Raw genomic sequence first — 26445 nt, forward strand, 5'->3', positions numbered from 1 at the left:
TTACCGCCGACGTGGTGAAATTGGTAGACACGCTATCTTGAGGGGGTAGTGGCGAAAGCTGTACGAGTTCGAGTCTCGTCGTCGGCACCAGAAATTAGAAGCCAGCAAGGGCTGTGCCTGAGCTGGCTTTTTTACGAGGATAATTGTCGTTCGATCCTGGTCCAAGCTTAGATTAGGGTCGCAACGTTAAGTGTCCCGCAGTCCAACGCGGTTTCCTCATTTAACCGATCGTTCAACATAAGCTCATCAATCGTGAACCTCGAAAATTATTTCCCCGTCCTGTTGTTTATCCTCGTCGGTCTCGGCGTGGGTATCGTCCCGCAAGTGCTGGGTCGCCTCTTGGCTCCCAACAATCCTGATGTAGCTAAACTGTCCCCGTATGAGTGCGGCTTCGAAGCTTTCGAAGATGCGCGCATGAAGTTCGACGTCCGCTACTATCTGGTCGCAATTCTCTTTATTTTGTTCGATCTGGAAACGGCGTTCTTCTTCCCGTGGGGCGTGGCAATGCGCGACCTCGGTTGGGCCGGTTTCGTTACGATGATGGTGTTCATCGCTGAATTCGTGGTCGGATTTTGGTATATCTGGAAGAAAGGTGCCCTTGATTGGGAATAAGCCATGTCTATTGAAGGCGTATTAAACGAAGGTTTCATCACCACCACAGCCGACAAGCTGATCAACTGGGCACGCACCGGGTCCATGTACCCGATGTCGTTCGGTCTGGCTTGCTGCGCGGTGGAGATGATGCATGCAGGTGCCGCACGTTACGATCTCGAACGTTTCGGTTTCATGTTCCGCCCGTCGCCGCGTCAGTCCGACGTGATGATCGTGGCCGGCACGCTGTGCAACAAGATGGCGCCGGCGCTGCGTAAGGTCTACGACCAGATGCCGGAGCCGCGCTGGGTGATTTCGATGGGCTCGTGCGCCAACGGCGGCGGCTACTATCACTATTCCTACTCTGTGGTGCGCGGTTGCGACCGCATCGTACCGGTCGACGTCTATGTGCCAGGCTGCCCGCCGACGGCGGAAGCGCTGCTGTACGGCATCTTGCAACTGCATAACAAGATCAAACGCACCAACACGATCGCACGCTAACCGGCAGCTTTTTACTATGACAACAAAATTAGAAGCCTTGGAAATCGCTTTGCGCGCTGCGCTGGGCGAGCGCGCAAGCATCACCGTCGCGCTGGGTGAAGTTACCCTGGTGCTGAAGTCGGCTGATTACCTGGAAGCGATGCAAACGCTGCGCGACGACGCAGCTTTGCATTTTGAGCAGTTGATTGACTTGTGCGGCGTCGACTACCAAACCTATGGCGAAGGCACATGGGATGGTTTGCGTTTCGCCGCCGTTACCCACCTGATGTCGGTCAAGCACAACTGGCGCCTGCGCGTGCGCGTGTTCGCGCCCGACGACGACATGCCGCTGGTGGCCTCGATCGTCGGCGTCTGGCGCGCCGCCAACTGGTTCGAGCGCGAAGCGTTCGACCTGTACGGCATCCTGTTCGACGGCCACAACGACTTGCGCCGCCTGCTGACCGACTACGGTTTCATCGGCCATCCGTTCCGCAAGGACTTCCCGGTCTCCGGCTATGTCGAGATGCGCTACGATCCCGAGCAGAAGCGCGTGATCTACCAGCCCGTGACGATCGAGCCGCGGGAAAACGTGCCGCGTGTGATCCGCGAAGAACATTACGGGATGAAATAATGGCTGAAATTAAGAATTACACCCTCAACTTTGGTCCCCAGCATCCCGCGGCCCATGGTGTGTTGCGCCTGGTGCTGGAGCTGGACGGCGAAGTGATCCAGCGCGCCGACCCGCATATCGGTCTGCTGCACCGCGCCACCGAAAAGCTGGCGGAGCAAAAGACCTATCTGCAATCGGTGCCGTACATGGACCGTCTCGACTACGTGTCGATGATGTGCAACGAGCACGCCTACGTGATGGCGATTGAAAAGCTGCTGCAGCTGGACGTGCCGCTGCGCGCGCAATACATCCGCGTCATGTTCGACGAGATCACGCGCCTGCTGAACCACCTGCTGTGGCTGGGCGCGCACGCGCTCGACGTCGGCGCGATGGGGCCGTTCCTGTACGCCTTCCGCGACCGCGAAGACTTGATGGATTGCTACGAGGCTGTCTCCGGCGCCCGTATGCACGCCGCCTATTACCGCCCGGGCGGGGTCTACCGCGACCTGCCGGACGCGATGCCGCAGCACAAGGCCTCGATCATCCGCAACGCCAAGGCGATTTCGCAGTTGAACGAGAACCGCCAGGGCTCGCTGCTGGACTTCATCGAAGACTTCACCCGCCGTTTCCCGACCTATGTCGACGAATACGAAACGCTGCTGACCGACAACCGCATCTGGAAACAGCGCACCGTCGGCATCGGCGTGGTCTCGCCGGAAGCGGCGCTGGCGATGGGCTTCACCGGCGCCATGTTGCGCGGTTCGGGCGTCGAATGGGATCTGCGCAAGAAGCAACCCTACGAAGTCTACGACCTGATGGATTTCGATATTCCGGTCGGCACCAACGGCGATTGCTACGACCGCTACCTGGTGCGCATCGAGGAAATGCGCCAGTCCAACCGCATCATCAAACAATGCGTGGAATGGCTGCGCAACAACCCGGGTCCGGTTATGACCGACAACCGCAAGGTGGCGCCTCCGGGCCGCGTCGACATGAAAACCAATATGGAATCGCTGATTCACCACTTCAAACTGTTCACCGAAGGCTTCCACGTGCCGCCTGGCGAAGCGTACAGCGCGGTGGAGCATCCGAAGGGCGAATTCGGTATCTACCTGGTCTCGGACGGCGCCAACAAGCCGTACCGGATGAAGATTCGTGCCCCCGGCTATGCGCATCTGCAGGGTCTGGATGAAATGGCGCGCGGGCACATGATTGCCGACGCGGTCACGATTATTGGTACACAAGATATCGTCTTCGGCGAAATCGACAGATAAGTCCTAGAGGCATACACATGTTGTTATCAGAGCAGTCATACAAAAAAATCGACCGCGAGTTGGCCAAGTATCCGGCCGACCAGCGTCAGTCGGCCGTCATGGCCGCGCTCGCCATTGCCCAGGACGAACTGGGCTGGCTGGCGCCGGAAACCATGCAGGTCCTGGCCGATTACATCGGCATGCCGGCCATTGCCGTGCAAGAAGTCGCCACGTTTTACAATATGTACAACACCAAGCCGGTCGGCAAGTACAAGATCTCGGTCTGCACCAACCTGCCGTGCGCCTTGTCGGGCGGCGAGCGCGCCGCCCAGCACCTGAAAGCCAAGCTCGGCATCGACTACCGCGAAACCTCGGCCGACGGCCAGTTCACGCTGGTCGAAGGCGAGTGCATGGGCGCGTGCGGCGACGCACCGGTCATGCTGGTGAATAACAAGCGCATGTGCAGCTGGATGTCGAACGACAAGATCGACGCTTTGGTCGAGGAACTTAAGAAATGACGTCACTCCATAATCGGCATATCGATCCATTGATCCTGAAGGGTCTGGACGGCAAGAACTGGCACCTGGAAGACTACGTCGCCCGCGGCGGCTACAGCGCGCTGCGCCGCATCCTCGACGAGAAAATCACGCCCGAGCAGATCATCGCCGACTTGAAGGCGTCGTCGTTGCGCGGCCGCGGCGGCGCGGGTTTCCCGACCGGCTTGAAGTGGAGCTTCATGCCGCGCCAGTTCCCGGGCCAGAAATACCTGGTCTGCAATACAGATGAAGGCGAACCCGGCACTTTCAAGGACCGCGACATCATTCGTTACAATCCGCACGCCTTGATCGAAGGCATGGCGATTGGCGCCTACGCGATGGGCATCACGGTCGGCTACAACTATATCCACGGTGAAATCTTCGCCGAGTACGACCGCTTCGAGGAAGCGCTGGAAGAGGCGCGCGCCGCCGGTTTCCTTGGCGACAAGATCATGGGCAGCGAATTCTCGTTCCAGTTGCACGCCCACCACGGCTACGGCGCCTACATCTGCGGCGAAGAAACCGCGCTGCTCGAATCGCTGGAAGGCAAAAAAGGCCAGCCGCGCTTCAAGCCGCCGTTCCCGGCCTCGTTCGGCCTGTACGGCAAGCCCACCACGATCAACAACACCGAGACCTTCGCGGCGGTGCCGTTCGTGCTCAACATCGGCCCGGAGAAATACCTGGCGATGGGCCGGCCGAACAACGGCGGCAGCAAGATCTTCTCGATCTCCGGCGACGTCGAACTGCCGGGCAATTACGAAGTGCCGCTCGGCACGCCGTTTGCCAAGCTGCTGGAGCTGGCCGGCGGCATGCGCGGCGGCAAAAAGATCAAGGCCGTGATCCCGGGCGGCTCGTCCGCCCCGGTGATCCGCGGCGACGTCATGATGAACACCGACCTGGACTACGACTCGATCGCCAAGGCCGGTTCGATGCTCGGTTCGGGCGCCGTTATCGTCATGGACGAAACCCGCTGCATGGTCAAGGCGCTTGAGCGTCTGTCCTACTTCTATTTTGAAGAGTCCTGCGGCCAGTGCACCCCTTGCCGCGAAGGCACGGGTTGGATGTACCGCATGGTCCACCGTATCGAGCAGGGCCAGGGCCGGCCTGACGATCTGGACATGCTGAACTCGATCGCCGACAACATCCAAGGCCGCACCATTTGCGCGCTGGGCGACGCGGCGGCGATGCCGGTACGGGCCTTCATTAAGAATTTCCGTGAAGAATTTGAATATCACATCGAGCACAAGCATTGCTTAGTGCCCGCTTACATCTAAGCTGCGTCAGGTAACGATCACCATGGTTGAAATCGAAATAGACGGCAAAAAAGTCGAAGTCCCTGCTGGTAGCATGGTGATGGACGCCGCCAATAAATTAGGGACCTACATCCCGCACTTCTGCTATCACAAGAAATTGTCGATCGCCGCGAACTGCCGCATGTGTCTGGTTGAAGTGGAAAAGGCGCCGAAGCCTTTGCCAGCGTGCGCGACACCGGTTTCGGCCGGCATGATCGTGCGCTCGAACAGCGACAAGGCGGTCCAGGCACAGAAGAGCGTGATGGAATTCCTGTTGATTAACCACCCGCTCGACTGCCCGATCTGCGATCAGGGCGGCGAATGCCAGTTGCAGGATCTGGCGGTCGGCTACGGCCAGGGCGAGTCGCGCTACCAGGAAGACAAGCGCGTCGTCACGCCGAAGGAAGCCGGTCCGCTGGTGTCGATGCAAGAGATGTCGCGCTGCATCCAGTGCACCCGCTGCGTGCGTTTCGGCCAGGAAGTGGCCGGCGTGATGGAGCTGGGCATGATCGGCCGCGGCGAACACTCGGAAATCGTGTCCTTCGTCGGCCAGTCGGTCGACTCCGAACTGTCGGGCAACATGATCGACCTGTGCCCGGTCGGCGCGCTGACCTCGAAACCGTTCCGCTACAGCGCCCGTACCTGGGAACTGTCGCGCCGCAAATCGGTCAGCCCGCATGACGGCCTGGGCACCAACCTGATCGTTCAGGTCAAGGGTGGCAAGGTCAAGCGCGTGCTGCCGCTGGAAAACGACGACATCAACGAATGCTGGATTTCCGACAAGGACCGCTTCTCGTACAACGGCCTCGACAGCGCCCAGCGCCTGACCAATCCGATGCTCAAGCAGGGCAACGAGTGGAAGGAAGTCGACTGGCAGACGGCGCTGGAATACGTCGCCCACGGCCTGAAAAACATCAAGCACGAACACGGCGCCGACGCCATCGCCGCCCTGGCCACGCCGCATTCGACGGTGGAAGAACTGGTGCTGCTGCAAAAGCTGGTGCGCGGCCTCGGTTCCGAGAACGTCGACTTCCGCCTGCGCCAGACCGACTTCGCGCTGGACGCCGACGTCAAGCCGTGGCTGGGCATGTCGATCGCCGAATTCGGCCAGATCAAGCGCGCCTTCGTCATCGGCTCGTTCCTGCGCAAGGACCATCCATTGCTGGCGACGCGCCTGCGCGCCTCCGTCAAGGCCGGCGCCAAGCTGTCGATCCTGCACGCCTCCGACGACGAGCAACTGATCAAGATCGCCAACAAAATGATCGCCGCGCCGTCCGACTGGCTGGCGGCCTTGTCCGAAGTGGTTGCCGCGGTGGCGAAAGCCAAGGAAGTCGCGGCGCCGGCGGGCTTTGAACACATCGAACCATCGGCCGTCGCCAGCAGCATCGCGGCGTCGTTGATGGCCGGCGACCATGGCGCCGTCTTGCTGGGCAACGCGGCGACGCAGCACCCGCAAGCGGCCGCGCTGCACGCCGCCGCGCAGTGGATCGCCGCGCAAACCGGCGCCAAGCTGGGCTACCTGACCGAGGCCGCCAACACCGTCGGCGCTTATTTGGTCAACGCCACGGCGAAAAACGCGGCGCCGGCTTTTGCCGCGCCGAAAAAAGCCTACATCCTGTTGAACGCCGAACCGGAACTCGACAGCTTTAACCCGCAGGCGGCCACGGCCGCCCTGGGCAAGGCCGAGATGGTCATCGCCTTGTCGGCCTTCCAGCACGGCATGGACTACGCCGACGTCTTGCTGCCGATCGCGCCGTTCGCCGAAACCGCCGGCACCTTCGTCAATTGCGAAGGCCGCGCGCAAAGTTTCAACGGCACCGTCAAGCCGCTGGGCGAAACCCGTCCGGGCTGGAAAGTGTTGCGCGTACTCGGCAACATCCTCGGCCTGTCCGGTTTCGACTACGACACCGCCGAAGCGATCCGCGACGAAGCTTTCGGCAAGGGCGTCACCGACCTGTCGGCCAAGCTGAGCAACGTCAGCAAGCAAGCCTTGCAGGGCGCCACCTTCGCGCCGGCGTCCGGCGCGCTGGAACGCGTTACCGACGTGCCGATTTACTTCGCCGACGCGCTGGTGCGCCGCTCCGAGCCGCTGCAACGCACGACCGACGCGGCCGCGCCGCAAGCCGGCCTGTCGGCCGCGCTGGCGCGGCAACTGGGCGTCAAGTCCGGCGACAAGGTCAAGGTTGCGCAAGGCTCCGGCAGCGCCATCCTGGTCGCGGCCATCCAAGCCGGCCTGCCGGCCAATGTGGTGCGCGTTTCGGCGGCCCACCCGTCGACGGCCACCCTGGGCGGCATGTTCGGTCCCATCACCGTTGAAAAAGCAGGAGAGGGTATCTAATGGCTCTGCCTGAAATCATCACCACCATCAATACCACCGGCCAGCACCTGGTCGGCGGCGCCTGGCCGTTCTTCTGGACGCTGGCGAAGATCTTGTGCGTGACCCTGCCTTTGATGGGCGCGGTTGCCTACCTGACGCTGTGGGAACGTAAATTGCTGGGCTGGATCCAGATCCGTATCGGCCCGAACCGGGTCGGTCCGATGGGCTTGCTGCAACCGATCGCCGACGCGCTCAAGTTGCTGTTCAAGGAAATCATCATCCCGGCGAAGTCGAGCAAGGCGCTGTTCGTGATCGGTCCGATCATGACCATCATGCCAGCGCTGGCGGCCTGGTCGGTGATCCCCTTCGGCCCGGAAGTGGTGTTGGCCAACGTCAACGCCGGCTTGCTGCTGCTGCTGGCGATCACCTCGATGGAAGTCTACGGCATTATCATCGCCGGTTGGGCCTCGAACTCGAAGTACTCGTTCATGGGCGCCATGCGCGCCTCGGCGCAGATGGTTTCCTACGAAATCGCCATGGGCTTCGTGCTGGTCATCGTGCTGATGGTCTCGGGCAGCCTGAACTTCATCGACATCGTTAACGGCCAAAACCAGGGTTACTTCGCCTCCAAGGGCGTCAACTTCCTGTCGTGGAACTGGCTGCCGCTGCTGCCGGTGTTCGTGGTCTACCTGGTGTCCGGCCTGGCCGAGTGCAACCGCCATCCATTCGACGTCGTCGAGGGCGAGTCGGAAATCGTCGGCGGCCACATGGTCGAATACTCCGGCATGTCGTACGCGATGTTCTTCCTGGCCGAATACGCCAACATGATACTGATCGGCGTGCTGGCTGCGTTGATGTTCATGGGCGGCTGGGCTTCGCCGATCGAAGCGCTGAACTTCATTCCCGGCTGGTGCTGGTTGTTCGGCAAGGCGTTCCTGGTGGTGTCCCTGTTTATCTGGACCCGCGGCACCTTCCCGCGCTATCGCTATGACCAGATCATGCGCCTGGGCTGGAAAGTGTTTATCCCGCTGACATTGGCTTATTTGGTCTTCGTTGCCGCCTGGATGCAGACATCCTGGAATATTTGGAAGTAAGAGAGCGAAATTCAAATGGACAGAGTAAAAGATTTTTTCGGCAGCCTGATGCTGACCGAGTTATTCAAAGGGATGGCGCTGACGGGCAAATATATGTTCGCCCGCAAGATCACCGTGCAATTCCCGGAAGAGAAGACGCCGATGTCGCCGCGTTTCCGCGGCCTGCACGCGCTGCGCCGCTATCCGAACGGCGAAGAGCGTTGCATCGCCTGTAAGTTGTGCGAAGCGGTGTGCCCGGCCATGGCCATCACGATCGAATCGGAGCAGCGCGAGGACGGTTCGCGCCGCACCACGCGTTACGACATCGATCTGACCAAGTGCATTTTCTGCGGTTTCTGCGAAGAGTCTTGCCCGGTCGATTCGATCGTCGAGACCCACGTGCTGGAATACCACGGCGAGAAACGCGGCGATCTGTACTACACCAAAGAGATGTTGCTGGCCGTGGGCGATCGTTACGAAGACGAAATCGCCGCCGCGCGCGCCGCCGATGCACCATATCGCTGATGCACGCGCCCCTGCCGACGGCAAGGGCGCGATGATCGTTAATCTCTACGTCTCCTGGGTTTGTTATGGAATTTAAAACTGCTTTGTTTTACGCGTTCTCGGCCATATTGATATTGGCCGCGACCCGCGTTATCACGGCCCGCAATCCGGTCCACGCCGCGCTGTTCCTGGTGCTGTCGTTCTTTTCGGCCGCCGGCCTGTGGATGCTGTTGAAGGCCGAGTTCCTGGCCATCGTGCTGGTGCTGGTGTATGTCGGCGCCGTGATGGTGCTGTTCCTGTTCGTCGTGATGATGCTCGACATTAACCTGGATAAAATGCGCGAGGGGTTCTGGGGCTACCTGCCGCTGGCCAGCACCATCGGCGCGGTGATCGTGCTGGAAATGGCCGCCGTGCTGTGGCGCGCCTACCTGAACGTCGAGCCGAAGCTGCCGTCCGATCCGACCAAGAACATCGGCGGCACCAAGGAACTGGGCATGCTGATCTACACGCAATATGTGTTCGCCTTCGAGGTCGCCGCCGCCATCCTGCTGGTGGCCATCGTCGCCGCCGTCGCGCTGACCTTGCGCAAGCGCAAGGACACCAAACACTTCGATCCGGGCCAAGCGGTGCGGGTCAAGCGCAACGACCGTCTGCGCATCGTCAAAATGGACGCGGTGGTCGAGCGTCCGGCGGCAACGCCAGAAGCCAAGGAGGCACCATGACATTATCGCTCGCACACTACCTGGTCCTGGGCGCGATCCTGTTCGCGATTTCGATCATCGGGATTTTCCTGAACCGCAAGAACGTCATCGTCCTGCTGATGGCCATCGAGTTGATGCTGTTGGCGGTGAACATGAACTTCATCGCGTTCTCGCACTACTTGGACAATGCGGCCGGGCAGATCTTTGTCTTCTTCATCCTGACAGTGGCGGCCGCCGAATCGGCGATCGGCCTGGCTATTTTGGTGGTCATGTTCCGCAATCTGGACACCATCAACGTTGAAGACCTCGACAGCCTCAAAGGCTAAGCGGTTCATCTCGAAACACTCGAATAATAACGATTAAGGTTCATCATGGCGGGGCAACTTCTTAACCCTAACCTCCTTCTTGCCGTACCTCTGGCGCCGCTGGCTGGCGCTGCGATTGCGGGCTTGCTTGGCACCCAGTTCCTGGGTAATTTGGTCGGACGCAAAACGTCGCATACCGCGACGATTTTGGGCGTACTGATTGCATTCATTTTGTCGGTCCAGACGCTCATGGGCGTACTCGACGGCGCCAGCTACAACGGCACCGTCTACAACTGGATGACGGTCGGCACACTGAAACTCGAAGTCGGGTTCCAGATCGACAGCCTGTCGGCGATGATGATGTGCGTGGTGACGTTCGTCTCGCTGATGGTGCACATCTACACGATCGGCTACATGAAGGACGACGAGGGCTACAACCGCTTCTTCGCCTACATTTCGCTGTTCACGTTCTCGATGCTGATGCTGGTCATGGCCAACAACTTCCTGCAACTGTTCTTCGGTTGGGAAGCGGTCGGCCTGGTCTCCTACCTGCTGATTGGTTTCTGGTACACCCGCCCGACCGCGATCGTCGCCAACATGAAGGCCTTCCTGGTGAACCGGGTCGGCGACTTCGGCTTCATCCTCGGTATCGGCCTATTGCTGGCCTACGGCGGCACGATGAACTACCAGGAAGTGTTCGCCAAGAAAGAGGCGCTGGCCCTGCTGACGCTGCCGGGCACCGACTGGGCGCTGCTCAGCGTCGCCTGCATCTGCCTGTTCATCGGCGCGATGGGTAAATCGGCGCAGTTCCCGCTGCACGTCTGGCTGCCCGATTCGATGGAAGGCCCGACCCCGATTTCCGCGCTGATCCACGCCGCGACGATGGTCACCGCCGGTATCTTCATGGTCACCCGCATGTCGCCGCTGTTCGAGCTGACCGACACCGCCTTGTCCTTCATGCTGGTGATCGGTTCGATCACGGCGCTGTTCATGGGTTTCCTCGGCATCATCCAGACCGACATCAAGCGCGTCGTCGCCTATTCGACCCTGTCGCAACTGGGCTACATGACGGTGGCGCTGGGTTGCTCGGCCTACTCGGTCGCCGTGTTCCACCTGATGACCCACGCCTTCTTCAAAGCGCTGCTGTTCCTTGGCGCCGGTTCGGTCATCATCGGCATGCACCACGACCAGGACATCCGCAACATGGGCGGCCTGCGCAAGTACATGCCGATCACCTGGATCACCTCGCTGCTCGGTTCCCTGGCGCTGATCGGCACGCCGTTCTTCTCTGGTTTCTATTCGAAGGACAGCATCATCGAAGCGGTCCACGCCACGCATATCTGGGGCGCCGGCTTCGCCAACTTCGCGGTGCTGGCCGGCGTGTTCGTCACGGCGTTCTACTCCTTCCGCATGTACTTCCTGGTGTTCCACGGCGAAGAGCGTTTCGGCAAGGCCCACGCCCACGACGCCCATGACGCCCACCACGCACCGAAGGCCGCCCACGGCGCCCACGACGACGGCCACGCCGCCCACGACGAGCACGACGAGGAAGAGCACCACCACGGCCTGGAGCCGGGACAGAAACCGCACGAATCCCCGTTCGTGGTGTGGTTCCCGCTGGTCATGCTGGCGATCCCTTCGGTCATCATCGGCTACCTGACGATCGAGCCGATGCTGCACGGCGACTTCTTCAAGGGCGTCATCGCGGTCGGCGAACACCACCACGCGATGCACGAACTGAAGGAAGAGTTCCACGGCGCGCTGGCGATGGCGTTGCACTCGATCAGCACCTTGCCGCTGATGCTGGCGGCCGCTGGCGTGGCGGCGGCTTACTACTGCTACATGATCAACCCGCGGGTTCCGGCCTGGTTCTTCCAGAAGTTCCACGCCGTGCACACGCTGCTCGACAACAAGTACTACCTGGACAAGTTCAACGAAGTCGTCTTCGCCGGCGGCGCCCGCGTGTTGGGCAACGGTTTGTGGAATGTCGGCGACAAGACCCTGATCGACGGCCTCGTCGTCAACGGCAGCGCCAAACTGGTGGGATGGATATCGGGCTTGTCGCGCTTGCTGCAGACCGGTTACATCTACCACTACGCGTTCGTGATGATTCTTGGCGTGCTGGGTGCCTTGATCTACTTCCTGCCATTCTGGCCCGCTAAGTAAGCTGACCTGATAAAAGAATACTGAGAACCATGATGCAGTCTACGATTTCTACACTTCCTCCATACCTGAGCCTGGCTATCTGGGTTCCGGTCCTGTTCGGGATCCTGGTCCTGGCGCTGGGCCGCGATGAAAAAGCCGGCTTCACCCGCGTGCTGTCGCTGATCGGCGCCGGCGTCAGCTTCCTCGTCACGCTGCCGCTGGTCCAGCACTTCGACAACGCCGCCCACGGCATGCAGTTCGTCGAAAAAACGCCGTGGATCGGCCGCTTCAACATCCTGTACTCGCTCGGCATCGACGGCCTGTCGCTGTGGTTCGTGCCGCTGACGGCCTTCATCACCGTGATCGTCGTGATCTCGGCCTGGCAGGTCATCGAGAAGCGCGTCGCGCAGTACATGGGCGCCTTCCTGATCCTGTCCGGCCTGATGATCGGCGTGTTCGCCGCGATGGACGGCCTGCTGTTCTACTTTTTCTTCGAAGCGACCCTGATCCCGATGTTCATCATCATCGGCGTGTGGGGCGGCGAGAACCGCGTGTACGCCTCGTTCAAGTTCTTCCTGTACACCTTCTTCGGCTCGCTGCTGACGCTGGTCGCCATCATCTACCTGTACAACGTCTCCGGCGGCAGCTTCGACATCCAGACCTGGCACAAACTGCCGTTGACGATGAAAGAGCAAACCTTCATCTTCCTGGCCTTCCTGATGGCGTTTGCCGTCAAGGTGCCGATGTTCCCGGTCCACACCTGGCTGCCGGACGTCCACGTCGAGGCGCCAACCGGCGGCTCGGCCGTGCTGGCGGCGATCATGCTGAAACTGGGCGCCTACGGCTTCCTGCGCTTCTCGCTGCCGATCGCCCCCGACGCCAGCCGCAACCTGTCGGGCTTCATGATCACGCTGTCGCTGATCGCCGTGATCTACATCGGCCTGGTCGCGCTGGTACAGAAGGACATGAAAAAACTGGTCGCCTATTCGTCGATCGCCCACATGGGCTTCGTCACGCTGGGCTTCTTCATGTTCATCGACCCGACGCTGCAGGGCAGCGGCATGGCGATGCAGGGCGGCATCATGCAAATGATCTCGCACGGCTTCATCTCGGCCGCGATGTTCCTGTCGATCGGCGCGCTGTACGACCGCGCCCACTCGCGCCAAATCGCCGACTACGGCGGGGTGGTCAACCGCATGCCGAAGTTCGCCGCCTTCTTCATCTTCTTCTCGATGGCCAACTGCGGCCTGCCGGCGACCTCCGGTTTCGTCGGCGAGTTCATGGTGATCCTGGGCGCGGTCCAGTACAACTTCTGGATCGGCCTGCTGGCCGCGACCGCGCTGATCTTCGGCGCCGCGTACTCGCTGTGGATGGCCAAGCGCGTCATCTTCGGCAAGGTCGCCAACCACCACGTGGACGAGTTGACCGACATCAACAAGCGTGAATTCTTCATGTTTGCGGTGCTGGCGATCGTCGTGCTGGCGATGGGTCTGTACCCGGCCCCGTTCACCGACACAATGCAAACTTCGGTCGCCGACCTGCTGACGCACGTCGCCCATTCGAAGCTGCCTTAAGAACACACGACGGAACACACCACCATGAATAACACCAACCTGATCCCGCTCTATGCAGAAATCTTTCTGCTGGTCGCCGCCTCGGCGATCCTGCTGATCGATATGTTCCTGTCCGAGGGCAAGCGTACGATCACCTACTACCTGTCGCTGCTGTCGCTGGCCGCCTGCGCCGCCTTCACCCTGGTCGACTTCAACGCCGGCAGCACCGTCTACACCTTCTCCAACATGTTCGTCTCGGACCCGATGTCGAACCTGTTGAAACTGTTCTCCTACGGCGCCGTGGCGCTGACGCTGATCTACTCGCGCGGCTACGCCAGCGACCGCGGCATGTTGTCCGGTAACCTGGGCGGCGAATTCTACGTGCTGGCCCTGTTTGCCCTGCTGGGCCAGATGGTGATGATCTCCGGGAACAACTTCCTGACCATCTACCTGGGCCTGGAACTGATGTCGCTGTCGCTGTACGCGCTGGTGGCGCTGCGCCGCGACAACGCCAAGGCAACCGAAGCGGCGATGAAGTACTTCATCCTCGGCGCGCTCGCTTCCGGCTTCTTGTTGTACGGCATCTCGATGTTGTACGGCGCCACCGGTTCGCTCGATCTGAACGTCGTCGCCGAGGCGGCCGCCAACGGTAGCGCGAAACCGACCATCCTGGTCTTCGGCCTGGTGTTCATGGTTGCCGGCCTGGCCTTCAAACTGGGCGTCGTGCCTTTCCACATGTGGGTGCCCGACGTCTACCAGGGTTCGCCGACGGCGGTCACGCTGCTGCTGGGCGGCGCGCCGAAACTGGCCGCCTTCGCGATCTGCATCCGCCTGCTGGTGGAAGGCCTGATGCCGATGGCGCACGACTGGCAACAAATGCTGATGGTGCTGGCCGTGATGTCGCTGGCGATCGGCAACCTGACCGCCATCGCGCAAACCAACCTGAAGCGCATGCTGGCGTACTCGACCATCGCGCAAATGGGCTTCGTGCTGCTGGGCCTGATGTCGGGTTGGGTCGGTCCTGAATCGCACCTGACCGAAAACGCCTACAGCTCGGCGATGTTCTACGTGATCACCTACGTGATGACGACGCTGGGCAGCTTCGGCGCCATCATGCTGCTGGCGCGGGCCGGTTTCGAGGCGGAAGAACTGGCCGACTTCAAGGGCCTGAGCAAGCGCAGCCCGTGGTTCGCCACGATCATGTCGATCTTGATGTTCTCGCTGGCCGGCGTGCCGCCGATGATGGGCTTTGCCGCCAAGTTCTCGGTGCTACAAGCGGTGCTGGGCACCGGCCAGGTCTGGCTGACCATCCTGGCGGTGATGTTCTCGCTGATCGGCGCGTTCTACTACCTGCGCGTGGTGAAAATGATGTGGTTCGACGAGCCGACCGACAGCGCGCCGCTGGCCGTCAACCTCGACATGCGCGTGGTGCTGAGCCTGAACGGCCTGGCCATCGTCGGCCTGGGCCTGTTCCCCGGCGCCTTGCTGAGCGCCTGCCTGAGCGCGATGACCAAGACGCTGGCTTCCTAAGCCGATGGATGTTTCGTCCTCAAGCTGGTTGGTGATCGCGCTGGCCCTGGCGGGCGCCAACCTGCCGTTCTTCAACGACAAGTTGCTGGCCCTGGTTTCGCTGAAACCGGCGGCCGACGGCGCGGCGCGGCGCAAGCCGCTGGCCGTGCGCTTGCTGGAAATGGTGGTCATGTACTTCATCGTCGGCGCGCTGGCGTTGGCGCTGGAGTCGCGCATCGGCAACGCCTTTTCGCACACGTGGGAGTTCTACGCCATCACCGGCTGCCTGTTCGTGGTGCTGGCTTATCCCGGCTTCGTGGTACGCTACCTGCGCAAGCGCCGCCACTGACCGTCATGGCGTACCGGTGACGCCAACGTTGCCGGGTTGCGCCGTGCCGGCCAACCGGATCGACGAAACCTGGCCTACTTCTTAATCTGACCGCCCGGAGCGCGCATGGATCTGCATCTGAAAGAAAGCAAAATCGACGGCGGAGTGGCCTACGAGGGCGGCTTCCTGAAGGTGCAGAGCGATCGCGTCGCGCTGCCCGACGGTAAAATCACCGTCCGCGAATACATCAGGCATCCGGGCGCGGTGGTCGTCCTGCCACTGCTCGACGATGGCAGCGAGCTGCTGGAACGCCAGTTCCGCTATCCGCTCGACCGCGTCTTCATCGAATTCCCCGCCGGTAAGATCGACGCCGGCGAGGACGCCCTCAGCTGCGCCAAGCGCGAGCTGCTGGAGGAAACCGGCTACACCGCCAGCGACTGGCAATACGTTTGCACCATCCACAACGCCATCGCCTATTCGGACGAGCACCTCGAACTGTTCGTTGCGCGCGGCCTGGTGGCCGGCCAGAGCCAGCTCGACGACGGCGAATTCCTGGAAACCTTCACCGCCAGCGTGCCGCAGATGCTGGAGTGGGTCAAAAGCGGCGCCATCACCGACGTCAAAACCATCATCGGCGCGTTTTGGCTGGAGAAGCTCACCTCCGGGGCATGGACCGCGGCGTAAGCCGGGCCATGGCGACGGCGCCGCGCCTGCTGCTGGCGGGCGCCCTGTTGGCCGCCGGCGCGGCGCTGGCGCAGCGCACGCCGTTTCAAATCCGCTGCGAGGACAGCATCGGCAAGACCGTCTCGGTGTTGACGGCGCAGCAGAACGGTTATAGCATCGACAGCCACCTGTCGTACCGCTCGCTGACGGCGATGAAGGGCGGCGCCCGTGCCAACACCTACGTGCTGGGGCTGACCAAGACCGAGTCGCGCGTGGCCATCGGGCTGGACGGTCCGATGCTGCTCGATCCGGTCAGCGGCTACGAATGCGTGGCGCCGCAGATCACCGTCAAGCTGTACTACGCGCCTATCGTCATCTACATCGGCAAGGAGTTCGAGCAGGGCAGTTGCGCCTACGAAGAAATCCTGGCGCACGAGCTGCGCCACATGAAAACCTATCTGGAGCACCTGCCGAGGGCCGAGGCGGCGGTGCGGGCGGCGCTGGCCCGGCGCTTCGAGGCCCGCCCGCTGTATGCGCCGCGCGCCACCGCGCGCAACGCGCTGGCGCGCGAGGTCGACAGCGGCTGGATGCCCTACATCAAGGCTGAAATGGCCCGGGTCGAGGTGCTGCAGGCGGCCATCGACTCGGCCGAGGAATACGCCAGGCTGGGGCGGGCCTGCAAAGGCGAGATCCAGTCGATACTCCAGGGCCGGCACAGGGCCCGCTAATTCAACCAATACAGCGTCGGCGGCGTGCGCGCCGCGACACGAGAACACACCATGACAAGTTTGAACGACAACGCCGCGCCGGCGCGCTATTTCGCCCTGATCCCCGCCGCCGGCGTGGGCGCGCGCATGGCCGCCGACGGCCCGAAACAATACCTGCCGTTGGGCGGCAAGCCGATGCTGCGCCACACCCTCGACGCCTTCCTCGGCAGCGCGCTGGTGGCGCACACCTACGTGGTGGTGAGCCCGGACGACGGCCAGATCGACGCCGTCGTGCCGCCTGCCGGCGTGACGGTGCTGCGCTGCGGCGGCGCCACCCGCATGGACTCGGTGCTGAACGCGCTGCGCGCGTTGGCCGGGGAAGTGCGCGATACCGACTGGATCCTGGTGCACGACGCGGCGCGCCCCGGGCTGACGCCGGCCTTGATCGAAAAGCTGATCGCCGGCGTCGGCGCCGACCCGGTCGGCGGCCTGTTGGCGCTGGCGGTGGTCGACACCGTCAAGCGCGCCGCCGCGGCCGGCGTGGCGACGCTGCCGCGCGACGGCCTGTGGCTGGCGCAAACGCCGCAGATGTTCCGTTACCGCCTGCTCAGCGACGCGCTGGGCGCGGCGCCGGACGCCAACGCCATCACCGACGACGCCAGCGCCGTGGAAGGGCTGGGCCTGTCGCCGAAGCTGGTCGAAGGCCATCCGCGCAACCTGAAAGTAACCCTGCCGGCCGATATACGCATCGCCGAAATGTACCTGGCCCACGGCCATTAACCCCTAGATAAGGCCCGACAACATGACCCCCGCACCCGCACCCGCACCCGCACCCGCACCCGCACCCGCACTCCCGTTCCGCATCGGCCAGGGTTACGACTGCCACGCGCTGGTCGCCGGCCGCGACCTGATCATCGGCGGCGTCAACATCCCGCACCACGTCGGCCTGCTCGGCCATTCCGACGCCGACGTGCTGCTGCACGCCATCATCGACGCGCTGTTCGGCGCCGCCGCGCTGGGCGACATCGGCAGGCACTTCCCCGACACCGACGCGCGCTTCAAGGGCGCCGACTCGCGCACGCTGCTGCGCGAGGCCGGCAAGCGCGTCGCCGCCACCGGCTACAGCATCGGCAACATCGACGCCACCATCATCGCGCAGCGGCCGAAGATGGCGCCGCACATCGCCGCGATGGTGGCCAACGTCGCCGCCGACCTCGGCCTGGCCGCCGGCCAGGTCAACATCAAAGCCAAGACCAACGAAAAGCTCGGTTACCTGGGACGGGAAGAGGGCATTGCCGCGGAAGCCGTCGCGCTGCTGCTGCGCTCGGATTGACGCCTCCGCCCGCTCCTGTCACGGCTATTCCCACTTATTGGTTGACATGGTTGACTCGCTTCAGTCTTGGTGTACACTGACGTATGAACCAACAGGAGTTCATCATGCCCGCATCGAACGCAAAGAAGAGTACACCGGCGCCGTCGCAAGCCGGCGCCGCGCCGCACGGCCGGCATACGGTCACGCAACTGGTTGGCAAGGACAAGGCCGGCGTGAAGTCGGTGCCGATTACCCACATCAAGGGCCTGGCCAGTCTGGGGCAGGGCTATCTGATCATTAAGGTCGATCCCAGCATGCTGGCCGACGCCGAGGCCAATGCCGAGCAATTGCCGAAAACCCTGCTCGGCGAGCTGATTCCCGAAATTCCCATGAGCCAGGTCAAGCGCCTGCTGGCCAGGCTGGCCGACGGCGGCAAGCCCGCGGGGGCGCCGGCCAAGCGCGCCGCGGCGAACGAAAGCGGCGCCGCCGACAATCAAGCATTCCTGACGAACCACGCCAGGCAAGCGGCTGCCGCGCGCGCCAAGCATGTCGCCGACGGCAGTTTGTTGACCCCGGCCGAGGTGTGGGAGCGGCTGGCGATCAGCCGGCAGGCGGTCAGCAAGGCGGTCAAGGAAAACCGCATGTTTTCCCTCGATGGCCCCGCCGGCAAGCAGTTGTACCCGGCTTTTTTCACCGACCCCAAGTACGACCGCCGCGAAGTCGAGCGGGTCTCGCAGGCGCTCGGCGATTTGCCCGGTCCCAGCAAATGGCAGTTCTTCACGACGGGCAAGGGTTCGCTGGGCGGACGCACGCCGTTGGTGGCGCTTGCCAACGGCGACCTCGACGGCGTTCTGGTGGCCGCGGCCGGCTTCGCGGAGCGCTGACTTGGCAGCTGAGGCACTGGGACTGCCGCCACCTTATCTGTCGACCGAAAAATTGGCGTTCAAGCGCTGCGATCCGGCCAAGCTGTTCAGGATATCGAGCCACGGCACCGGCGAACCTTATTTCGGCCGCAGCGGCGCGAACCGATTCGACGCCCCCGGTTCGGCGGCCGGCGCGGCCGAATTCTCGGCCTGCTATCTGGGCTTCAGTCTGACGGTGGCGATTGCCGAATCGGTGTTGCACGACGAGGTGCCGTTGGATGGCGGCTACGGTATCGCCCAGACCACGCTCGACGGCAAATATGTGTGGCGTTTCCAGGGTTCGGCCTTGCGCCTGGCCAACCTGACCGGCGCGCCGCTGAAGCGCCTGGGCGGGCACGCCGATCTGGGCGGCACCTGCGACTATGCGACGACGCAGCACTGGTCGCTGGCCGTGCATCGCAACCCGGGCCGGTTCGACGGCTTCGTGTATATGTCGCGGCACCTGAATACCGAGATGGCGGTGATATTGTTCGACCGCACCGGACCGAAAATCCAGATGGCGACGGCGACCAAGTTGTTGGCGGACCCCGGCTTCGCGGCCGCCGCCGAGACGCTCGGCATCGTTGGCATCTAAACGGTCCCGCCGAGTGGCTTGCCTTTAATGAAATGTTATTTTTCAATATATAATCCCGGGATTTTTATGTGGACTGGGAACTTCGATGGCGCGACGCATACTTTTATTCGCAGCACTGGCGCTGGTATCGGCCGCCGGCCATGCCGGCACCGCGGCGCTGGAGGCCCTGTTGTGGGAGTCGCCGGCCTTTACGACGGCCTACCGGGACAACATCAGCGATGACGAAAAAGTGGCCGGGCTGTCCAAGTTCTGGTCCGAGGTGAAGTATAACTTCGTGTTTGTCGAGAAGCTCAAGACGCTCGACTGGGACGCCCAGTACCTGGCTTATCTGCCGAAGGTCAGGGCGAGCAGGTCCACCGCCGAGTATTACCAGGTGCTCGCCGAGCTGTGCGCCACACTGCGGGACGGCCACACGAATATTATGCCGCCCGGGCAAATGTGGGACCTGTACGGCAAACCGATGCTGGAGACCGCGCTGGTCGAGGGGCGCGTCGTCGTCACCGAGGTGTTCGACGGGGCGCTGCGGCCGCGCGGCGTGCTGCCCGGCGTGGAAATCACCACGGTCGACGGCGCCGCCGTGAAGACCTATGCGGCGCAGAAGGTGGCGCCATTCGAGAGCGCGTCGAGCGCCCAGGACCTGGAGTTGAAAACCTTCACAGCCAGCTTGTTGCGCGGTACGGCGGGACCGGCGCGCGAAGTCGGCTTCCGGGCCGCCGACGGCCGGGCGTTCACGTTGGCGCTGGCGATGCCGACCGAGCGGGTACGCTATGCCGCGAAGCCCGCCGTGGCCTCGTTCGAAATGCGCGTGCTGGCCGGCGGCGTCGTGTATGTCGCGCTGAACGATTTTGCCGACGCCACGGCGGCCGACGGCTTCATGGCCGCGTTTGCGCAAATCGCCAGGGCGCCGGCGCTGATCATCGACCTGCGCCGCAACGGCGGCGGCAACGGCGCGTTCGGCTACCGCGTGCTGTCGACGCTGACGGACCAGCCGTTCGCCGGCAGTGCCTGGTCGACGCGGCAGTACCTGCCGAGCTACCGCGCCTGGGGCAAGCCGATGCCGGCGTTTGCGGGCGGCGGCGGCAGCTGGCCGGCCGACGGCGCCAGGCACTACGCCGGGCCGGTGGTGCTGTTGAGCGGCGCGGCGACCTATTCCGCCGCCGAGGATTTCGCCGTCGCGTTCGACGCGATCGGGCGCGGCGCCATCGTCGGCGAGCCGACCGGCGGCAGTACCGGGCAGCCGCTGATCTTCGCCTTGCCCGGCGGCGGCTCGGCGCGGGTCTGTACCAAAAGCGACACCTACCCGGACGGGCGCGCCTTCGTCGGCGTGGGCGTGCGGCCGCACAAGCTGGTGCGCCCGCTGCTGGCCGACCTGCGGCGCGGGCGCGACACGGTGCTGGAGGCGGCGTTGCGCATGCTGGCCGAGCAGGGCGGGAAATAGCCCGGCAGGCGCCGGCCGGGCCGCCGGACAACTTAAATCGGGAACACCAGGCAGGTGGTGGTGGCGAACGCGTACAGCTTGCCGGCGGCGTCGGTGATGCGGCCCTCGGCGATGGCGACCTGGCCGCCGACGCTGATGACCTTGCCCTCGGCGCGCACCGGCCCGGTGCTGTCGCTCATGCCGCGGATGTAGTTGACCTTCAGCTCCAGCGTGGTAAAGCCCTTGCCGGCGGGTAGCATCGTGTGGATCGCGCAGCCGACAGCGGTGTCGAGCAGGGTGGCGGCATAGCCGCCGTGTACGCTGCCGCTGGGATTGTAGTGGGCGAAGGCGGGCGTGCCCTGGAATACCGCGCGGCCCGGTTCGACGCTGATCGGCACGATGCCGAGCAAATCGGCGATCGGCGCCGGCGGGATCTCGCCGGCGCCTATGCCGCCGAGAAATTCCATGCCGCTGCGTTCGCGCAGCGCGCTGCGCTCGGCCACGCCGGGCGGCGCCAGCCGGGCGCGCATCTGCGCCTCTTCCGCCAGCCAGGTTTGCAGGGTGTCTTGTGCTTGCATGAGTGTGCCTCTTGTCGAGTTGCTTGAATCGAAGGAAAACCGCCACAGATCTGCACTATAATGGTTTTTCGGCATTTGCGTGTATATGCACCTATTTATATGACTGCCACCTTGCACCCCGACCCGGCGGCGGGCGCCGTCGGGCGCCTACCCTGCACCTGCTTTACGCTGCGTAAAATGGCGCGCATCGTCTCGCGCCTGTACGACCAGCACCTGGCCGCCGTCGGCCTGAAGACGACCCAGTATTCCTTGTTGAAGTGCGTGCAGCACGCGGCGCTGCCGGTGGCGCAACTGGCGCTGTTGGTCGGCGTCGAGCGCACCACCGCAACGCGCAACCTGAAGCCGCTGATCGAGGCCGGCTGGGTGGCGTTGCTGCCGGGCGCGGACAGCCGCCAGCGCATCGCCACGATCACCGACGCGGGCCGGGCCAAGGCGCAACTGGCGCGCGCCGCATGGCGCAACGCCCAGGCCGAACTGGAACTGGCGCTCGGCCGGGAGGCCGTGCGGGCGCTGCACGAAGGGCTCGATTTTGCGATGTTGCGCCTGGCGCCGCTGCTCGACGAGTCACAGCCCGGCGCGGAATTGCCTTAAGATGTAGACCTTCGCCAGCCCGGCCGGGCGGGGCGCCGTGGTCAGCAGAGTGAGAGTGTGATGGTTCGTGATACGTATGCATACCGGCAAGTTGCCGTTGAGTCGCGCCTGGTCGGCGCCGCCGTGCGGATCCGCCCGGTGCCGGGCCAGGCGTTTTCACCGGCGCTGACGGTGCAGTGTGCACGCCGCTTGAGCGACACCAGCCTGTATCCGCTCGGCACCACCTTCCTGCTGGCGGCGAAGCTGACCGACCGGCTCGGCGGCACGCCCTTTCTGTACGCCTACCACGGCGACGCCGACGTGGTGTTGTCGCCGAAGCAGGCCAAAGCCTTCCTGGCCGAGTTCAAGCGCGGACGCATCTAAACGCAAGATTACGTTCCCGTAGTACCACATGGCTATCAAAAATGGCTATCAAAAATTAAACATTGCCAATTCGTAACCTTGCCCTTTACAATTCGGGCCGTGGTGCTCGGATGCCGCGCGGCGGCGTCAAGCCTATACAACTGGAGAAGCAATGAAGCGATTTTTAAATAATGGGCTGCTTGGTGCGGTGATGGTCGCGGCGGTCGTTGCCGGATGCGGCGGCGAGCAAACCGGCAGCGCGACGCCGGCGCCAAAATTCGCGGCCCAGCGGGTCGGCCTCGACGCCAATCCGACCCCTTCACCGGCCGCGGGATCGTCCCTTGCCTCCAGCGATGCCAGTGCTTCGGAGCGGACGGTCACGGCATCGTCCGCCGCCATCGTCGATGCCAGTGCTTCGGAGCGGGCGGGCGCGGCGTCGCCGGCCGCCTCCACCGATGCCAGCGCCTCGGAAGCGTTGCCGCCTTCGCCATAATCTTCCGGCCCAACCGCTACCACCGGCTGCCACGGGCCGGGCGCTGCCGCGCCTAGCCCGGTATGGCGTCCGGCTTCGAATTGCTGTGTGTACGTACAGTATTATGCTAAAGTAAACATGTGTTAAGGCGCCATGAAGCGATCGCCTGGCGCGCCATCAAGCCATTTTTATTGTGTATCTTTTCACGCAAGGACGCAGAGCATGCCATTCGATTTCCCTGTCAATATCAGCTCCCGGTTCAGCGCCACATCCTGGACCGAAACGCCGATTAGCGACGTCGCCGGCGCGGGCAAGCTGAGCCGCGCGACAATTGTTAACGCACTGAGCGGCGGCATCGAAGGCGAGGGCGCCCTGGAGTACCAGCTGGCCTATCCGGCCGTCGCCGGCGGCGACGTGCCTTTTATCGGATACGAACGCATCGTCTCGCTTGCCGCCGGACGCGAGGGCAGCTTTATCGTCAAACATGACGGTTGCTTTTCGCCGCTGGCCGGCGTCAGCGGCAAACTCGACATCGTGCCCGGCAGCGGCGCCGGCGTGTTTGCCAACGTCGGCGGCAGCGGCATCATCAAGGCTGTTGCGGGCGAGCACGGCGGTGAATACTGCCTGGTGTTGGACCGGCTCCGCGGCGCCTAGCGCGCAGCGGAGCCGGCTTGGCGGCGTGCGCCGGTTAGCGCATGGCTACCACTTTCAGCGCGGCCACGCGGTCGCGGCCGAAGGTCCAGATCACGGCGGTGCAGCCGAGGGCGAACAGGCCGCCGACCACCATCGCGCTGCCGACGCCGAGATGGTCGACGGCCATGCCGCCCACCAGCGCGCCCGACGCCAGCCCCACTTGGGCGGTGGCGACGAACAAGGCGCTGCTGCCTTCCATCAGATCGGGCGCGGCCTTGTACATCCAGGTCTGCACCGAGATCGGCATGGCGCCGAAGGCCAGGCCCCAGATTCCCACCAGCACCGTGGCGGCGATCTGGTTGGCGCCGAACAGCGGCATCGCCAGCGCGGCCAGGCCCAGCACCAGGGACGTGGCGATCAACGCGCCGCGTTCGCTTTTGCCCACCGCCCAGCCACCCAGCATGTTGCCGACGAATCCAGTCACGCCGTAGGCCAGCAGCAAGGCGCTGATGACGGTCGCCGGCATGTCGGCCACTTGCGCCAGGAACGGCGAAATGTAGGTATAAGCGGCGAACTGGCCGACAAACAGCAAGGCGGTGGCGATCAGCCCGAGCCGCGCCTTGCGGATGCCCAGGATGGCCGGCAACTGGCGCAGGCGGATCGCCTGGGTTGGCGGCAAAGCCGGCAGCAGGAAGGCCTGGCCCAGCAGGACCAGCACGGCAATCGCGCTGGCCGAGCCGAACGCGACGCGCCAGCCGACCAGTTCGCCGATCAGGGCGCCGGCCGGCACGCCGGCCACCGTGCCCAGCGAGACGCCGGCGAAGATCATCGCCATGGCCCGCGCGGCGTGCGCCGGCGACACCAGGCGCGGCCCGACGGCGGTGCCGATGGCCCAGAAGCCGCCGACGCCGACGCCGAGCAGGGCGCGCCCGGCGAGTATCCAGCCGAACGACGGCGCCAGCGCGACGATCAGGTTCGACAGCACCAGCAGCGCCGTCAGCGCCAGCAGCACGATGCGGCGGTCGAGCCGGCCCGAACCGACCGTGACGAGGACGGCGGCGAAGGCCGCGACCACGCCGGGCGTGGTGATCATCAGCCCGGCCTGGCCCTTGGTGATGCCGAGGTCGGCCGCCATCGCCGGCAGCAGGCCGACCGGCAGGAATTCCGAAGTGACCAGCGCAAAGGCGCCGATGCCGACCGAGGCCACCGCCAGCCAGGGCGACAGGCCGGGCGGGGTCGGCGCTTCGCCCGGCGGCGGCGCGGCGGCGTTGTGTTGGTTGGCGTGCATATATATCTCCAGACAGGGTTGGGGTTAGGGATGGTGTGGTACGGGTCTCCCGGCCGGCTACCCTGGTGCGGGCGCTGGCTCCTTGTGTTTTTTACCGGTCAGTATATAATCGGTCAAGAAGCTGTTCTTGTCAATTAATTTATTACCGATCGGTATGAAAAAAATTAAAGTCCCCATGAAAGTCGGCCGTCCGCGCACCTTCGACGCCGACGAGGCGCTCGACTGCGCCATGAAGGTGTTCTGGGAAAAGGGTTACGAGGGCAGTTCGTTGCCGGAGTTGACCAAGGCGATGGGCATGAACCGGCCCAGCCTGTACGCCGTGTTCGGCAACAAGGAGGCGCTGTTCCACAAGGCGCTGGAGCGCTACAGCGACACGCGCATGCACTTTTTCGACGCGGCGCTGGCCTTGCCGAGCGCCCGCGCGGTGGTCGAGCGGCTGCTGTTTGATTACGTCGACGCGCAGACCGGGGTGGACGTGCCGCACGGTTGCCTCGGCGTCAACGCGGCGCTGGCCTGCAGCGACGACGCGCTGCCGATCCGCGACGAGTTGGCGGCGCGGCGCCTGCGCAGCGAGTTGAAATTGCGCACGCGTCTGGCGCGCGCACAGGGGGAGGGCGACTTGCCGGCTGGGTCATGTCCGGAAAAGCTGGCCCGCTACGTGATGACGGTGACGCAGGGCATGGCGGTGCAGGCGGCGGCCGGCGTGCCGCGCGAACAGTTGCGCGAACTGGCCGAGCTATTGTTGCTCGGCTGGCCGTACGGCAGTTAAGCTGGCGGGCCGGCAGCGCCCGGGGTCTTACGCCCTTGGTTTGAAAGTAGGTAAGCGCACGCCTACAGCGCCGCCGGATCGATCGACTTGGCCAGCGCGTCGGGCGCCTTGCGGCGCCAGGCGGCGGTCAGCACGGCCGCCAACATGTCCAGTTCGGCCAGCTCCAGCGTCACGGTGATGCCGGCCAGGCGCTCGCCCCACCACAGCTCCTTGCAGCCGTCGGTGGTGATGATGGCGGCGATGCGCGCCGCCTCCGGGTCCAGCATCACGTTGATATGGTCGTCGTCCGGCAGGGTCGCGAAGATCTTTCCGCCGACGCGGAACGACGGGCGCTCGTGGTGTTCTTCTTCGGTCGCGTCGGGAAATGACAGCGCCAGATAGCGCAGCTCGTTCAAATCAACCATGATCCTCGTCTCCTCGTTGCCTTTTCAGCCGGACTTAAGCGTACTTGTATTTTGCCACGCGGCTCCAACCTGCGGTGTAGGCAATCAGAAAAGAAAGGGCTAACGATGATTCACATCCGTGAAATCGATCATATTGTGTTACGCGTACTTGACCTGGAGGCGATGGCGCGCTTCTATTGCGATGTGCTGGGTTGCACGGTCGAGCGGCGCCGCGATGACATCGGCCTGCTGCAACTGCGCGCCGGCGCCTGCCTGGTCGACCTGGTGCCGGTGGACGGCAAGCTGGGCCGCATGGGCGGCGCCGCGCCCGGACCCGCGGGGCGCAACCTGGACCACGTCTGCTTCCGCGTCGAACCGTTCGACGAGGCCGCGATCCGCGCCGACCTGGCGGCGGCCGGCGTCGCCAGCGGGCCGGCGGCGCTGCGCTATGGCGCCGAAGGCGAGGGGTGGTCGATATATCTGCTCGATCCCGAGGGCAACACGGTCGAACTGAAGGGGCCGTCGGGCGCCTGAGGCCAATGTGTCCCAAGCTCAATCCCGCGATCTGCGGGCTTTTTGTTATAGTTAACGCTATT

General features: G+C 63.6%; 31 protein-coding genes and 1 tRNA gene. 29 read left to right on the top strand and 3 right to left on the bottom strand.

Annotated features, from left to right (window positions below; genetic code table 11):
* Positions 1-5: 5 nt before the first annotated feature.
* The 23 genes from ACFDR9_RS03855 (at position 6) to ACFDR9_RS03965 (ending at position 20814) form a co-directional block, all read left to right on the top strand.
* Positions 6-90: transfer RNA gene (locus ACFDR9_RS03855), tRNA-Leu, on the top strand.
* A 162-nt stretch (positions 91-252) separates the two neighbouring features.
* Complete coding sequence (locus ACFDR9_RS03860; protein WP_017874734.1) at positions 253-612, top strand: NADH-quinone oxidoreductase subunit A; 360 nt, start codon at positions 253-255, stop codon at positions 610-612.
* A 3-nt stretch (positions 613-615) separates the two neighbouring features.
* Positions 616-1092 (top strand): NADH-quinone oxidoreductase subunit B family protein, encoded by a 477-nt coding sequence (locus tag ACFDR9_RS03865; protein ID WP_017874735.1) that lies wholly within the window; start codon positions 616-618, stop codon positions 1090-1092.
* Between the two features lie 16 nt (positions 1093-1108).
* Positions 1109-1702 carry an NADH-quinone oxidoreductase subunit C gene (locus tag ACFDR9_RS03870; protein WP_026132412.1) on the top strand — a complete coding sequence of 198 codons (594 nt, stop codon included), beginning with the start codon at positions 1109-1111 and terminating at the stop codon, positions 1700-1702.
* On the top strand, positions 1702-2955 hold the full coding sequence (locus ACFDR9_RS03875) for an NADH-quinone oxidoreductase subunit D (protein ID WP_017874737.1): 1254 nt from the start codon (positions 1702-1704) through the stop codon (positions 2953-2955). The genes ACFDR9_RS03870 and ACFDR9_RS03875 overlap by 1 nt, the downstream gene beginning before the upstream one ends.
* Positions 2956-2972: 17 nt before the next feature.
* The gene (gene nuoE, locus ACFDR9_RS03880; RefSeq protein WP_017874738.1) at positions 2973-3452 is read left to right on the top strand and encodes an NADH-quinone oxidoreductase subunit NuoE; all 480 of its coding nucleotides are present in this window, start codon (positions 2973-2975) and stop codon (positions 3450-3452) included.
* Positions 3449-4744: an NADH-quinone oxidoreductase subunit NuoF gene (gene nuoF, locus ACFDR9_RS03885; protein WP_409030132.1), complete on the top strand. Its 1296-nt coding sequence runs from the start codon at positions 3449-3451 to the stop codon at positions 4742-4744. The genes nuoE and nuoF overlap by 4 nt, the downstream gene beginning before the upstream one ends.
* Positions 4745-4766: 22 nt before the next feature.
* Positions 4767-7100: an NADH-quinone oxidoreductase subunit NuoG gene (nuoG, locus tag ACFDR9_RS03890; protein ID WP_409030133.1), complete on the top strand. Its 2334-nt coding sequence runs from the start codon at positions 4767-4769 to the stop codon at positions 7098-7100.
* A complete protein-coding gene (nuoH, locus tag ACFDR9_RS03895) occupies positions 7100-8173 on the top strand; it encodes an NADH-quinone oxidoreductase subunit NuoH (RefSeq protein WP_017874741.1) in 1074 nt (357 codons plus the stop codon). Before nuoG ends, nuoH begins: the two co-directional genes overlap by 1 nt.
* A 15-nt stretch (positions 8174-8188) precedes the next feature.
* The gene (gene nuoI / locus ACFDR9_RS03900) at positions 8189-8677 is read left to right on the top strand and encodes an NADH-quinone oxidoreductase subunit NuoI (RefSeq protein WP_017874742.1); all 489 of its coding nucleotides are present in this window, start codon (positions 8189-8191) and stop codon (positions 8675-8677) included.
* 65 nt (positions 8678-8742) lie between these two features.
* Complete coding sequence (locus ACFDR9_RS03905) at positions 8743-9378, top strand: NADH-quinone oxidoreductase subunit J (RefSeq protein ID WP_026132414.1); 636 nt, start codon at positions 8743-8745, stop codon at positions 9376-9378.
* On the top strand, positions 9375-9683 hold the full coding sequence (gene nuoK / locus ACFDR9_RS03910) for an NADH-quinone oxidoreductase subunit NuoK (RefSeq protein ID WP_017874744.1): 309 nt from the start codon (positions 9375-9377) through the stop codon (positions 9681-9683). The genes ACFDR9_RS03905 and nuoK overlap by 4 nt, the downstream gene beginning before the upstream one ends.
* Before the next feature lie 45 nt (positions 9684-9728).
* Positions 9729-11828 carry an NADH-quinone oxidoreductase subunit L gene (gene nuoL / locus ACFDR9_RS03915; RefSeq protein WP_409030134.1) on the top strand — a complete coding sequence of 700 codons (2100 nt, stop codon included), beginning with the start codon at positions 9729-9731 and terminating at the stop codon, positions 11826-11828.
* 29 nt (positions 11829-11857) lie between these two features.
* Positions 11858-13381, top strand: a complete 1524-nt coding sequence (locus ACFDR9_RS03920; RefSeq protein WP_409030135.1) for an NADH-quinone oxidoreductase subunit M — start codon at positions 11858-11860, stop codon at positions 13379-13381.
* A gap of 24 nt (positions 13382-13405) precedes the next feature.
* On the top strand, positions 13406-14890 hold the full coding sequence (nuoN, locus tag ACFDR9_RS03925) for an NADH-quinone oxidoreductase subunit NuoN (protein WP_409030136.1): 1485 nt from the start codon (positions 13406-13408) through the stop codon (positions 14888-14890).
* Positions 14891-14894: 4 nt separating this feature from the next.
* Entirely contained in the window at positions 14895-15218 is a 324-nt protein-coding gene (locus tag ACFDR9_RS03930; protein ID WP_409030137.1) for a DUF2818 family protein, read from the top strand.
* Positions 15219-15323: 105 nt separating this feature from the next.
* Complete coding sequence (locus ACFDR9_RS03935; protein WP_409030138.1) at positions 15324-15881, top strand: NUDIX domain-containing protein; 558 nt, start codon at positions 15324-15326, stop codon at positions 15879-15881.
* Complete coding sequence (locus ACFDR9_RS03940; RefSeq protein WP_409030139.1) at positions 15866-16588, top strand: hypothetical protein; 723 nt, start codon at positions 15866-15868, stop codon at positions 16586-16588. Before ACFDR9_RS03935 ends, ACFDR9_RS03940 begins: the two co-directional genes overlap by 16 nt.
* 51 nt (positions 16589-16639) lie before the next feature.
* A complete protein-coding gene (ispD, locus tag ACFDR9_RS03945) occupies positions 16640-17347 on the top strand; it encodes a 2-C-methyl-D-erythritol 4-phosphate cytidylyltransferase (RefSeq protein ID WP_409030140.1) in 708 nt (235 codons plus the stop codon).
* Positions 17348-17369: 22 nt separating this feature from the next.
* Positions 17370-17900, top strand: a complete 531-nt coding sequence (gene ispF / locus ACFDR9_RS03950) for a 2-C-methyl-D-erythritol 2,4-cyclodiphosphate synthase (protein ID WP_409030141.1) — start codon at positions 17370-17372, stop codon at positions 17898-17900.
* 104 nt (positions 17901-18004) lie between these two features.
* Positions 18005-18763, top strand: coding sequence for a hypothetical protein (locus ACFDR9_RS03955; RefSeq protein WP_409030142.1), 759 nt, complete (start codon positions 18005-18007; stop codon positions 18761-18763).
* Between the two features lies 1 nt (position 18764).
* Complete coding sequence (locus ACFDR9_RS03960) at positions 18765-19376, top strand: RES family NAD+ phosphorylase (protein ID WP_409030143.1); 612 nt, start codon at positions 18765-18767, stop codon at positions 19374-19376.
* A gap of 85 nt (positions 19377-19461) precedes the next feature.
* Positions 19462-20814, top strand: coding sequence for a S41 family peptidase (locus ACFDR9_RS03965; protein ID WP_409030144.1), 1353 nt, complete (start codon positions 19462-19464; stop codon positions 20812-20814).
* A gap of 32 nt (positions 20815-20846) precedes the next feature.
* On the opposite strand, the gene ACFDR9_RS03970 is transcribed toward ACFDR9_RS03965, so the two are convergent.
* The gene (locus ACFDR9_RS03970; RefSeq protein WP_017874756.1) at positions 20847-21371 is read right to left on the bottom strand and encodes a PaaI family thioesterase; all 525 of its coding nucleotides are present in this window, start codon (positions 21369-21371) and stop codon (positions 20847-20849) included.
* A 99-nt stretch (positions 21372-21470) separates the two neighbouring features.
* On the opposite strand from ACFDR9_RS03970, the gene ACFDR9_RS03975 reads away from it, so the two are divergent.
* From ACFDR9_RS03975 to ACFDR9_RS03990, 4 genes are all read left to right on the top strand, one after another.
* On the top strand, positions 21471-21962 hold the full coding sequence (locus tag ACFDR9_RS03975; protein ID WP_409030145.1) for a MarR family winged helix-turn-helix transcriptional regulator: 492 nt from the start codon (positions 21471-21473) through the stop codon (positions 21960-21962).
* Positions 21963-22022: 60 nt separating this feature from the next.
* Positions 22023-22325: a hypothetical protein gene (locus ACFDR9_RS03980; protein ID WP_026132417.1), complete on the top strand. Its 303-nt coding sequence runs from the start codon at positions 22023-22025 to the stop codon at positions 22323-22325.
* A gap of 151 nt (positions 22326-22476) precedes the next feature.
* The gene (locus tag ACFDR9_RS03985; protein ID WP_409030146.1) at positions 22477-22797 is read left to right on the top strand and encodes a hypothetical protein; all 321 of its coding nucleotides are present in this window, start codon (positions 22477-22479) and stop codon (positions 22795-22797) included.
* Between the two features lie 201 nt (positions 22798-22998).
* Entirely contained in the window at positions 22999-23430 is a 432-nt protein-coding gene (locus tag ACFDR9_RS03990) for a DUF3224 domain-containing protein (RefSeq protein WP_409030147.1), read from the top strand.
* A gap of 34 nt (positions 23431-23464) precedes the next feature.
* Here the strand turns inward: ACFDR9_RS03990 and ACFDR9_RS03995 are convergent, their stop codons facing one another.
* Complete coding sequence (locus ACFDR9_RS03995) at positions 23465-24697, bottom strand: MFS transporter (protein ID WP_409030148.1); 1233 nt, start codon at positions 24695-24697, stop codon at positions 23465-23467.
* A gap of 175 nt (positions 24698-24872) precedes the next feature.
* On the opposite strand from ACFDR9_RS03995, the gene ACFDR9_RS04000 reads away from it, so the two are divergent.
* Complete coding sequence (locus ACFDR9_RS04000; RefSeq protein ID WP_017874762.1) at positions 24873-25466, top strand: TetR/AcrR family transcriptional regulator; 594 nt, start codon at positions 24873-24875, stop codon at positions 25464-25466.
* Positions 25467-25528: 62 nt separating this feature from the next.
* On the opposite strand, the gene ACFDR9_RS04005 is transcribed toward ACFDR9_RS04000, so the two are convergent.
* The gene (locus ACFDR9_RS04005) at positions 25529-25870 is read right to left on the bottom strand and encodes an MmcQ/YjbR family DNA-binding protein (RefSeq protein ID WP_035787516.1); all 342 of its coding nucleotides are present in this window, start codon (positions 25868-25870) and stop codon (positions 25529-25531) included.
* Positions 25871-25975: 105 nt separating this feature from the next.
* On the opposite strand from ACFDR9_RS04005, the gene ACFDR9_RS04010 reads away from it, so the two are divergent.
* Positions 25976-26383 (top strand): VOC family protein, encoded by a 408-nt coding sequence (locus ACFDR9_RS04010; RefSeq protein WP_026132418.1) that lies wholly within the window; start codon positions 25976-25978, stop codon positions 26381-26383.
* The last annotated feature ends 62 nt before the right edge of the window (positions 26384-26445 follow it).

The organism is Janthinobacterium sp. CG_23.3 (genome assembly GCF_046115965.1).
Lineage (GTDB): Bacteria > Pseudomonadota > Gammaproteobacteria > Burkholderiales > Burkholderiaceae_D > Janthinobacterium.